Genomic DNA, 11,859 nt, shown 5'->3' with positions numbered 1-11,859 from the left:
CTCGAAAACTTTCTCTCTAACGAATATGCAAAAGCCACCGCGTTGCGTCGCGGAGGCGGCAATCCACGCCTGAGTTTGGATTTGCGAAACGCGGATGGGCAACGATCCCACTGGATCGCCGATGGCGGCCGACCCGAAGACGAATACCATCGCCAATGGGCTATCGCCGCATTGGACGCAGCCTTGAAATCGGTTCAGACAGAATACGAGCGAGACGGCAACGCCACGCTGTTCTCAGAACTTCGCCCCTATCTGTCGACCGACGGGGAACGAAAACCCTACGCCCTGGTCGCGGAATCGTTGGGGATCTCGCCGACCAACGTCAAAGTTGCCGTGCATCGGTTGCGAAAGAGATATCGTCGACAATTGGAATCGGAAATCGCTTCGACCGTCGAGTCGCCGGAACACATCGCAGATGAAATTCGGCAACTCTTTCAGGCGCTGGGGGGCTGAGTCCGCTGGAGAATTCTTTTTTCAGTTTTCTTGTAACCCCCCGCCGGCTTTCCGTTACCCCATGATGAGCAACACGACGTAACGGAAAAACCGATGAATTCAACTGAACGATGCCCAACCTGTGACGGTCCGCTCACTCCGACAACGGGCCAGCCGATGTGTCCGGCGTGCCTGATGCGCGGGGTGCTGCAGCCGACCGATTCGGAGCTGGCAAGCCCATTTTTATCCGAGACGCGTTCGCTGCCCGGCGACAAACACTTCGATTCCATGCAATCGGTCGGTGCGACCGCTCCGTTTGCCGACCTGGATCCCGGTGCTCGGATGGGAGACTACCGGATCGTCCGCCGGCTCGGACGTGGCGGGATGGGAGTGGTTTATGAAGCTGAGCACGTGCCGACATCCCGGCGTGTGGCGCTGAAGGTATTGGCCCAATCACTCGACCAGCCCGAAGCACGCGCACGATTCTTGCGCGAAGGCCGACTCGCTGCTTCGATCAATCACCCCAACAGCGTCTACGTCTACGGCACCGAAGAAATCGATGGCGTTCCGACGATCTCGATGGAATTGGTCGACGGTGGAACCCTCGCCGAGCACGTCAAGCGGATGGGACCGATGTCGATCCGCAGCGCCGTTGATGCCGTGATTCAAATCATCGATGGCCTTGCAGCGGCCGATGAGCGCGGAGTGCTGCACCGTGACGTCAAACCCTCCAACTGCTTCGTTGCCGCTGACGGAACGGTCAAGGTCGGCGACTTCGGCTTATCGATTTCGACCACCGGCGGACCTCTCAACACGATGTCAGAAGTCACGATCGAGGGCACATTTCTGGGAACGCCCGCCTTCGCTTCCCCCGAACAGCTCCGCGGCGAACCGCTCGATCGCCGCAGCGACATCTATTCGGTCGGTGTCACGCTGTTCTACTTGCTGACCGGCGAAGTCCCGTTTGATGCCGACAACATGATCCATCTGTTGGCGACCGTGCTCGACAAGCCCGCACCCTCGGCGTCAACGATTCGTCGTGAGATTCCTGCGGAATTGAATGCAGTGATCGCCCGCTGTCTGCAGAAACCCCAGGGTGGGCGATTTGAAAACTACGATGCGCTCCGTGCAGCGTTGAAACCATTCAGTTCCCAGTCCCCGGTCGCAGCCTCGCTGGGTGATCGGACGCTGGCCGGTATTGTCGACGCGGCGATCTGTTGGTTTGTACTGGTACCGGTCAGTTTTATCAGCCAATACCGCGGCGACCTGGCAACGGATTTCGGGCCCACACAAAGCTTGGGAACGATCGCCTTGGGAGTGTTGATGGTCGGATTGACGATCGCCTACTACGCGGTCGCAGAATGGAAGTACGGATACACGATCGGTAAGAAACTGTTCAGTCTGCGTGTCACGGCCGAGGGCGACCGTCCGACCTTGTCGCAAACCATCGGCCGGGCATTTCTGTATCTCGGTGTTCCCATCATTCCATCGACGCTGTTCAATTTGTTTTATGTTTCGCATGACTCGACGGAGTTTGTCTTCGGCCCCGCCATGTTTGTGACCCTCCTGGTGGGCTGGTCTTACTTTATCCTCAAGTTTGGCCTGTTCGTGACTGCGCGTTCGAGAAACGGCTACGCGGCGATTCACGATCGCATGACGTCGACACGCGTATTGCAACGGATGCCAGACGTCAAACGGATCACGGCGGAACAGGACCAAGACGCAACAGAGCGTGACTCATTTAACTTCGATCCGAACGCGGCAACAATCGGACCCTATCACAAATTGCAAACCGTATTGGAACTTGAAAACGAACAACTGATTCTTGGCTACGATGCCAGACTATTGCGACGGGTTTGGCTACATGTTCAGCCCACTGGCACCTCGATGGTTCCCGCGACGGTACGGAATTCCACGAGCCAGGCGACACTCCGCTGGCTGGGCGGACGCCGTAGCGAAACCGAGTGTTGGGACTGTTACGAAGCCCCCACAGGACAATCCCTGATCGGCCTGTTGAAGTCGGTCTGCTGTGCCCGAGCGATCCGTGTCATGCGACGTCTGGTCCAATTGCTGACGGAGGTGCCGAGGCCACCAGAACCGCAGAATTCGGGGGAGCAACGCGACACATCGTCTGACGTGGCGAAGCTGCCGACGCTGCGACAACTGTGGGTCACGGACTTGGACGAACTGAAGCGGTTGCCGTTCGAAATGTCCGCCGAGAGCGCCACGGTGAATGTCGGCGACGATGCAAACGTACCCGAGTCGTCGCAGCCTGATGCGGAACCGTTACAGTTGATCCGTCGAGCCGCGTCGATTTGGCTCAGTGCAGACCATGGCCCGGCGTCGAACGATCGATCGTGGTCGCTCAGTCAATACAATGCGATGCTTCAAGTCGCAGACGCCGACGAAGTTGGCAGCGCGACACAGATCTTACACAGTGTTGATCCTGATCGCGGGCTGAAACTGCGTTCCCGTGTTCTGGGTGTGGTCGCCATCTCACTCGCCTTGCCGTTGATGACGGTGATGTTTGGTCTGTTCGCGGCGGTTCTCTACCAAAGTCAAAAAGACCGGTATCCCGAGATCGACCAGCTTCACGAAGTGGCACAGGTGCTGGCGCGTGAAGAGCGATTGTTGACCGCAGAGCGTATCGATCGCGTGGTCGCGGTGCAGCGTCATGTAGCCGGAAATTTCGCTCACGTGATGGAGGATAAGGACGCGATGAATTCGATCTATGCCATCACACGGCTGACGCCAGCCGACCGCATGGCCATTGGTCGGGCGATCGATTCACAGCAACCGTCCCCAGACGAACTCCGCGAGGCCACCGCAGTTTATCAGGCGTTGCGACAAGACTGGCTGGACGACCCCGGCGATCAAGTCCAAATCACGTTTTCTTTCTGGACAGCGCTCGGTCCAGCCTACACGTGGCTGGAATTCATTTGGTTCCCCAGTCTGTTCACCGGCCTGCTGTTTCGTGGCGGCCTGCTGATACGAATGTTCGGCTTGGTGCTGGTCAATCGTCGAGGCAAACGAGCGTCGGGGTTGCGCGTGTTCATCCGCATGTTTTTCAGCGGCATTCTGGTGTTGGCAATCGCCATCGTCGGCGCAGCGTTTCATTTAACGCTGGCTTATTGGAGTCCTTCCTCGATCCAACTGGGCGTCATTGTTAGTCTGGTTGTGGTGGCCACAACGATGGTCGTTGTTCCCTATTACCGAGGCAATCAGTGCTTGAGTGATCGTTTCGCAGGAACCTATTTTGTGGTGAAATAGAAATTGGAACACAAACCCGATGGCGCGACCGTGTAGACGCATGAACGCGGAAGCGTTCGCTATGTCAAGGCTGAAGAGGTCCCCACCGATGGCAGGGCGAACCCACGGATTCCAAGCAGGATACGTTATCCGTGGGTTCGCACTGCCATCCGTGGGAGAAACTCTTGATGCATGAAGCCGGTTGGGCCACAGTCGAAATCGATCGATGGGGCATCTCTCAATCAGGCCGCGACTGCTCCCTGGCAAGTTGGCGTCGCTTGGACAGGTACTGTTGATTGGCCCGCTCGTACGTGTCGGCACGCGAATAGATCCGAAAAGCCATGAAGACGCCGAAGGCGATGAACAGGACTCCGAACAGGGGAAAGATACGAAAGACACCCGGTGCCCCCATGCGAGAGCCCGCGCCGGATATCCCCGTCGCCATGATCGTCCAGAACAGCCCGAAGACCGCCACCATCACGCCACCAGCCACCGCTCCTGTCTTGGTCGGCAGACTCTGATGGCCGTGCTTGCCGGTCACCATGTGTGAGAGGCGTTCCTGCTGCCAACGGGAATCTAACTCCTTGATCTCGCTGGAGGATTTGATTTCGGCCACGTCTTTCGCGATCTGCGCGGTCGTTTCCTTCAGCTCATCCAAGACCGTCGTCGAATAGCTGTTGCCGACATGCTCGATCGCCAGTTTCGCTTCGCAAAACCCGCAGGTCGCGAAACGTGCCTTGGCGGGAACATCCAACGGAGCACCACAGTGATTGCAGTTGAGCGAGATGACTTTCATGGGCACGTGGGGTAGAAGGAAAGTGATGGAAGCATCCTGCTTGCCTCTCCGGAGTGGAAGGAGAGTGGGGTAAGCATCCTGCTTGCCACTCCGGAAGCGACAGCTTCCGGCTGTGACACAGGTGTGGAGCCGCAAGCTGGAAGCGTACACCACTGCGGGGAGTCGCAAGCTGGAAGCGTACACCACTGCGGGGAGTCGCAAGCTGGAAGCGTACGCCACCTTTGGAAACTTAGGGCACTGTCTTGGTGGCTGGGGGGCGCACGATGGTCTTGCCGCCACCGGCGGCCCAGGTCTCTCGACCGGCAACGTGCACCCGAATGGCGATCAGTCCGGCTCGTTGCTCTTCCAAGCGAATCAAAAATGTCTTGGGTTGGCCCGCCGAAATCGGTTCCGCGACTCGGGCCAGGGTGATTTCGTTCGGGTCCGGCTTGGGCCGACCGGGGACCGTCTTGCGAGTCTCTCCCAAGGGGTGATCCAACATCACGACGCACTCGCCGTCGATCGGACTGGTCACGGTGACTTCGATCGGGGCGCCGAAATCGAATCCGGTCTCCGTCTCGACTTCAACGGCTGCGGGAGGATGCAGTTTCAACAGCGGGTCGCCCAGCAATCCGTACAACGCCGCATGCTCGCTGCGTTCGTCGGCCAGTTTGGTGCCCGCCGGACTGACCAACGTCGCGACGGCATCGACCATCGTTCGCAGCGGACCTTTCTCCGTTGATTCGTCTTCCGATTCCATCCGCCGGATCGCGGCCAACCACGCGCTGCCCAAGCGATCGGCCGGTGGCAGGCCCTCGGCACCTTGGCCGTAGATCGAATCGATCAACCCCAGCGTCAACGAAGCATTGCCGTACGGCATGGTCACTCGATTGCCGGCGATCACCGCGATCGGACCACACTGGTGCAACAGCAACTGCTCGGCAAAACTATCGATGCCGGCGTCGATGGCCCCGGTGAAACAGCACAGCAAGACTGCGATCGGTGCGTTGGCGGGATCGCATTTCAGGTTGCCGATCGAATTGCCATCGAGCACCGGGATGCCGGTCGGACCACTGGGGACGCTGTCGAGCCGATCGACCATGCCGTGCCCGGCGTAGACCCAGAACCGACAGCCTTGGGTGTAACGCTCGGTCACCGACTCGGTAAATCGTTTGCGGGGATAAAACAGATGACCGGGACTGCCGTAGGTCACGCTGGTGCGGACCGGAATCGGTAGCGAAGCGGTCACCATCATTCGCGTGACCGACTCGATCGCCGAATCAGCCAACATGCCGAACCCGCCGACCCCGCCGACCAATTGAACGCGCTGACGCCACAGCGAAAAGTTGCGACTGGCCTCGTAGGCCTTGATCCGCCGAATCAAATCACGCAATTGATCCGGGGTATCGACCGGCAGCCGTCCGACCGACACATCGGCTTGGCCGTCGGAATCGATGTCGCTGTACGGATAGTCGGTCGCCATCGTCGGGGTGCTGCCGAACTTGGCGCTGACCGTGGTGGCGACATAATGCATCGGCACCTGCTTGCGTGTGTCCGCCGCCGAACCGATCACCGGCGCGTCACCGACCAGCAATAAAAATCGATCCGTGCCGATGGCGTTTTGCCGAATCGCCGACAACAATCCACCGGCGGTCGATTCGGAATCGATCACGCGCACGTGAATTCCCTGCGTGCGGCGATAGTCGATCCATTCTTCAAGCGGCTCGCGAAAGTCAGACGGGCACACCACCAGCGCGGTTTCGGCCGGTCCGGGGTCATCCGCCCGAGCAGGCGAGATCAGCGAGAACGCCACCGCGACCACACACGCTAGCGCCATCCATCGAAGTCGCCGCTGGAACGTCCCACCGATGATCGCGTCGTTTGATTTGACCGTTGGCCGCATCGACAATCCTGCCCTTTCCTTTCTGTAACGTTTGTGGGATAGGCGTCCCGCCTGTCAAACCAGACAATTCGACGATGACAACCGGGAAGCCGATACCACGCCACCGTGGTGCTCATCGATCCGCTATCTCAACCAATTCCCCAAGAAAACGCTAGTCCAATGTCTAACCCGTCGCCACTTGGAGCCGCGTCCGTCCACCGCGACAAACCCCGTCTGGCCATCACCGTCGGCGACGCAGCGGGGGTCGGGCCGGAACTCGCGTTGGCCTGTGCAGCAGAACCGTCGGTGCGCAGCCGCTGCGTTCCTATTCTAGTCGGCCCGGCTGCGATCCTGGGAAAGCTTGCGGCGATGCGCGGACTGGAGTTGCCCCCACTGACCACGATCGCACAACTGGCCGGTGCCGGGCCGTTTCCGCCGTCGGGGCTGGTCGACTGCGGGGACGTGCCGCCCGAAACGTTGGTTCCCGGCAAATTTTCGCGAGAAACCGGGCAGGCATCGTTTTCCGCGGTTGATCTGGCCATCGCAGAAACCTTGGCGGGGCATTTTGACGCCATCGTGACCGGTCCGATTCAAAAAGAGGCCTGGCACGCTGCCGAGACGGGCTATTTGGGGCACACCGAATTGCTGGCCGATCGCACGCAAACAAAAGAGTTTTGCATGATGTTGTCCGGCCAAGCCTGTTCGACGGTGCTGGCGACCATCCACGTGCCCCTGGCCGACGTTGTCACCACGCTGACCGTTCCGCTGATCGCACGCGCCATCCGACTGGGCGGATCGGCGATGGAAAAACGCTTCGGCCGGCCGCCCCGCATCACCGTACTGGGGCTCAACCCCCACGCCGGTGAAAACGGATTATTGAGCCACGGCGAAGAAGACACCTTGATCCGCCCGGCGATCGAAAGGGTTCGACAGGAATGCGAATCCGAAAATCGAAAATGGCGGATCACCGGCCCGGTCCCGCCCGACACCGCGTTCACGCCGGCAATGCGAGCGGACACCGACGTCCATATCTGCATGTATCATGACCAGGGCTTGATTCCGCTGAAGGCGTTGTCGTTCGACGACGCGGTCAACATCACGCTGGGTTTGCCGATCGTGCGGACCAGCGTCGATCACGGCACCGCAATGGATCTCGCCTGGAAAGGAACGGCGAGTCCCAATAGCATGCGTTCGGCCATCGACCGCGCGATCGAGTTGTGTCGGTGAGGGCCGCGGGGCGATGAACACACGGTTAGAACGGTTGAACGTCGAGACATCAACAAGCGACACGTCAGGGAGTCATCGCCGCGCCGTTTGGATCGCGGTCGCAGAGGTCGCTGCGCTGCTGGGTCTGTTTTTTATCTATGCCGGCGACCCTCCGCCCGCGGTCAATGAAGCCCATTATTTGGTCAAGGCCAAGAACTTTTGGGATCCCACGTTTTGCTCGCGCGACCTGTTCGCCGCATCGGGGAAGGCCCACACGACGTTCTACTGGACGTTCGGCGCGCTGACCCAAGTCGTCTCGCTCGGGACCACGGCTTGGATCGGACGTCTGGTCGGCTGGCTGATGCTGGCGATCGGATTGCGGCGATGTTGTCGCAGTTTCGGATTGCCCGCCTTCGCGTCGTTGGGCGTCGCAGTCCTGTGGCTGGTCGGGATCGAACACGGGAACCTGGCCGGCGAGTGGGTCGTCGGCGGAATCGAAGCCAAGGTGCCGGCCTATGCCCTGGTGCTGATGGGCATCGCCGAGGTGGCGCGGCGGAACTGGTCGCGCGGCTGGATCTGGTTCGGCGCCGCGTCGGCCTTTCACGTGCTGACCGGTGGCTGGGCCGTGATCGCCGCGACCGTCGCCTTTGTGGTGACCGAACGCTGGTTCAAGCGATCCGATCAGCCGCCGATGCGATTCTTCAGCGTCGGGCTGTTTGTCGGCGGAGCCCTTTCGTTGTTCGGACTGCTGCCGGCGATCAGTTTGACCCTCGGCGCGACGGCCGCGGAGAGTGTGGAGGCGGCCAGGATCTACAGCTACATGCGGATCCGACATCATCTGCTTCCGAGTGATTTTCCGATGCACTGGTTTGTCCGTCACGGTGTCTTGGCGATCGGCTTGTTGACGTTGGCCTACCTAGGCCGCCCGACGACCGCACAACGGCGTGTGATCTGGATCGGCATCGGCGCACTGGGGATCGCCGGCTGCGGTTTAATCGTCGGCGCCCTTCCGGCGGTGATGCCGGATTTGGCGGCGAAGCTGTTGCGTTACTATTGGTTTCGGCTGAGTGATGCGATCGTGCCACTGATCCTGGCGCTGTGGTTGATGCAGTTGCTGGCGTCGCGACAATCGCTGGAACCTGCCGCCCTGACGCGTGGAGCCGCCCTGTTGGTGCTTCTGGTCGCGACCGGATTGTTTCTGGGATCGGCGTGGGAGCGGAATCGAATCGGCATCCCACCGTCGACCAGCCATCGTCTGTTGGGGGTCGACTTGAATGCCGACGCCGAGCGCCAACAACGTTCGCATTCGGACTGGGTCGCCGTCTGTGACTGGGTACGTGTCGCCATGCCTCGCGACGAGATTTTTCTGACGCCCCGGCACCAGCAAACGTTCAAGTGGTATTCGTCCCGCGCGGAAGTTGCCAATTGGAAGGATGTGCCACAGGATGCCAAGTCGTTGCTTCAATGGAGAGACCGGTTTGACGACATTTTCCCCAAGCGAACCGGCGTGATCTCATTGAATTCCGTGCGGGTTCCGATCAGCTATGCGAAACTGCGGGCGTATCGCCAGCGGTACGGGGTGCGATTCATGATCGTCGACAACCGGGTTGCGACCAAACGCTTGCCCTTGGTCAAGATCTACCCGGTCAACGGTCAGCAGAACGAGACGTACAGCGTTTACGAGCTGCCCTACAACTGAAACGACATCGGGGCGATGAATGAATCCGATCGCCGCCGGTTGACGCTGTGAAGCAATTTTTAGCGGTAGGGCGCGCGCCCGCCGGTGTTTCGGCAACGATGAGGAACCGGAGGGCTCGCGCCCTGCCGCTAACACCTCGTCAAACACAGGGAACAAACACTTCACAACGTAGACCGCCGGTGGGCAATCACCGCCGGTCAGCCGGATCGGTTATCCTGTGGACATCATCAACAACCTTCCGTTTTTTAGGAGTCCGGCAGTGCACGAGAGAGACCTGTCAAAAATCATCGCCCTGATGTTGCTGCTCGCCGTGTTTGCCGGATGCAGCAAGCCGGCGACGCAATCGAGCACCGCCCCCCAGCCGACGACACTGGAGGAGATCACAACGGATGACAGTGCGATCGTTTCTGATGTCAGCCCTGCCGAAGCCGAACAATTCGCGGCGGAGTGGCAGCTAGCGGTTGAGCAAAATGATGCCGCCAAGGCGACCCAATTGATCGACTGGACTTCGATTTTCGATCGCGCCCTGGAAGGATTTGATGTGGATCCCCGCTTTCGATCAGGCTTTCATCAGGGCGCCTCTCAAGCGGTCAAGAATCTGGTCGGCGTGGTTCATCAAAGTACCCTAAACGGTGGATCGTACCGCCTGGTCCGCACGGTGCAGCGTGGCGAAGCGCAGCATGTGGTGATGCGGTTGTTGACCGATGACGGCGGCACCAACTACCACGATTTCCAACTGGCTCGCAAAAACGGCAAGGTCGTGGGAGAGCATTTCTTTATCGCGATGACCGGTGAATCGTTTGGCGATTCGCTTCGCACGAACGTCGCCGCCGTCATTCAAAGTCAGAACTCGGTCCTCTCGCGGTTGTCGGGGACGGCCAAGACCGAGATGGAAAACCTGACCAAACAACAGGAGATGTCGACTGCGGTCCAGCAAGGTAACTATCAGCGGGCGTTGCAGATCTATGACGAATTGCCCGCCAAGATTCAACAGATGAAACTGCCGATGCTGTTTCGAGTCATGTCGCTGGCCGAGGGCGACTACGAGGTCTACGTCGACGCGATCAACGAGTATTCCGATCGATTTCCCAACGACGCCTGCTTGGGGCTGATCACCCTGGACGCGGCGGGAATCAACGAGGATGAAGCGCTGTTGCTGAAGTCCTACGATTCGATCCAAAAGTGGACCGGCGGCGATCCCTATTTGACGACGTTGGTCGCCGGCGTACGAGCCACCTTCGGGGCGACCGAAGCGGCTCAAAAAATGATCGAAACGGTGGACGTCGACGCGCTCGGCCTGGCCGGCGCCCACGACTTTGCGTTGACCGTTTCCCTGGCGAGCGATGATCATGAATCCACGCTGCACCATTTGGCGGCGTTACGCGATCAATACGGCTACGAGTTCACCGACCTGGCGACGGTCGAAGATTTCAAACGCTTTGCCGCCTCGCCGGTCTATCAGCAATGGCTGCAAGGTAACACGGCCGGAAAGTGAAGCCATTCTAGCGGGACGCGTCAGCGACCGGCGCGTGATGATCCGTCCGCATCTCGCGCCACTGGCTGACGCCACGTGCTGGTGCATCCCGCGACGCGCGTCAGCGACCGCCATTTCAGCGGGACGCGTCAGCGACCGGCGCGTGGTGACCCGCATCACGCGCCACTGGCTGACGCCACGTGCTAATGGGACGTGCTAGTGGGAGTCGCCGGCGACCAGCGTGACGATCTCGCCGGCCAGATGATTCACGCTGCCCTTGCCGTCGGGATGCAGTCGCGAACTGAGGAAGATAAAAATCAGATCGTTCTCCGGATCGATCCACAGCACGGTGCCGGTGAATCCGCCGTGTCCAAACGCGCGGTCGGACAACGCCGTGCCGCGGTTGCTGGAATAAGGCGACTGATGATCCCAACCCAACGTTCGGGTTCCGCGCGGGTTGTCGGCAGGAACGGGGTGCGGGGCGGTCATCCGTTCAAACGTCTCCCGCTCGATGACCGATGAATCCCCTTGCGAGGCGGCCAGCAGCTCTTGGCCGAACTTGACCAGATCGTTGGCGGTTGAAAACAGCCCCGCATGTCCGGCGACGCCGCCCAAACGCGAAGCCCGCGGATCGTGCACTTCGCCTTGCAGCCAACCGTCGGATTGTTTTTCCGTCGGCGCTGCACGTGCCTTCAAGTGCGAGGGCGGATTGAAGGTGGTCTCGTCCATCCCGATGGCGCCGAACACGTTTTCTTTGGCGAACCCATCCAACGGCTGACCGCTGACCGTTTCAACCAGCTTTCCCAACACGATGAATCCGACATCCGAATAGGCAAACTTGGTTCCCGGATCCGATCGCAAGTTCAATTCACAGATCCGCCGCCACGCCGTTTCCGGTCCGTCTTGATAGTCGGCCAAGGCGTTGTCGGGCGTCAGTCCGCTGACGTGCAGCAGACACTGCGCGACGGTAATGGTTTCTTTCTTGTGCCCCGTGAATTCTGGCAAATACTGGGACACCGGGGCGTTGAGATCGATTTTGCCGCGTTGGGACAACAGCGCGATCGACGTCGCCGTGGCCACCGGTTTGGTGATCGAGGCGAGGTCAAACACCGTGTCGGCCGTCATCGGCAACGTGTCTGGTT

General features: G+C 59.9%; 7 protein-coding genes and 1 pseudogene. 5 read left to right on the top strand and 3 right to left on the bottom strand.

Features of this window, described 5'->3' with window-relative positions:
- Both ABX749_RS07555 and ABX749_RS07550 read left to right on the top strand, forming a co-directional pair.
- A pseudogene (locus ABX749_RS07555) lies at positions 1-453 on the top strand (RNA polymerase subunit sigma-24); the annotation flags it as partial.
- A gap of 93 nt (positions 454-546) precedes the next feature.
- Complete coding sequence (locus ABX749_RS07550) at positions 547-3,702, top strand: protein kinase (protein ID WP_372895436.1); 3,156 nt, start codon at positions 547-549, stop codon at positions 3,700-3,702.
- A 217-nt stretch (positions 3,703-3,919) separates the two neighbouring features.
- Here ABX749_RS07550 and ABX749_RS07545 read toward each other — a convergent pair whose 3' ends face one another.
- Both ABX749_RS07545 and ABX749_RS07540 read right to left on the bottom strand, forming a co-directional pair.
- On the bottom strand, positions 3,920-4,477 hold the full coding sequence (locus ABX749_RS07545) for a hypothetical protein (RefSeq protein WP_145211773.1): 558 nt from the start codon (positions 4,475-4,477) through the stop codon (positions 3,920-3,922).
- A gap of 229 nt (positions 4,478-4,706) precedes the next feature.
- On the bottom strand, positions 4,707-6,359 hold the full coding sequence (locus ABX749_RS07540; protein WP_372895435.1) for a C25 family cysteine peptidase: 1,653 nt from the start codon (positions 6,357-6,359) through the stop codon (positions 4,707-4,709).
- Between the two features lie 159 nt (positions 6,360-6,518).
- On the opposite strand from ABX749_RS07540, the gene pdxA reads away from it, so the two are divergent.
- The 3 genes from pdxA to ABX749_RS07525 all read left to right on the top strand — a co-directional run bounded on the left by pdxA (position 6,519) and on the right by ABX749_RS07525 (position 10,738).
- Positions 6,519-7,565, top strand: coding sequence for a 4-hydroxythreonine-4-phosphate dehydrogenase PdxA (gene pdxA / locus ABX749_RS07535; protein ID WP_372895434.1), 1,047 nt, complete (start codon positions 6,519-6,521; stop codon positions 7,563-7,565).
- 13 nt (positions 7,566-7,578) lie between these two features.
- Positions 7,579-9,243, top strand: a complete 1,665-nt coding sequence (locus ABX749_RS07530) for a DUF6798 domain-containing protein (protein WP_372895433.1) — start codon at positions 7,579-7,581, stop codon at positions 9,241-9,243.
- Between the two features lie 259 nt (positions 9,244-9,502).
- Positions 9,503-10,738: a hypothetical protein gene (locus ABX749_RS07525; RefSeq protein ID WP_372895432.1), complete on the top strand. Its 1,236-nt coding sequence runs from the start codon at positions 9,503-9,505 to the stop codon at positions 10,736-10,738.
- Positions 10,739-10,933: 195 nt separating this feature from the next.
- On the opposite strand, the gene ABX749_RS07520 is transcribed toward ABX749_RS07525, so the two are convergent.
- Positions 10,934-11,859 (bottom strand): serine hydrolase domain-containing protein (locus ABX749_RS07520; RefSeq protein ID WP_372895431.1); only part of this gene is annotated, 926 nt, incomplete at its 5' end.

The organism is Stieleria sp., assembly GCF_041595215.1.
GTDB lineage: Bacteria > Planctomycetota > Planctomycetia > Pirellulales > Pirellulaceae > Stieleria > Stieleria magnilauensis.
The sequence above is the reverse complement of the archived record's forward strand: the minus strand, read 5'-3'. Positions and strand labels throughout refer to the sequence as shown.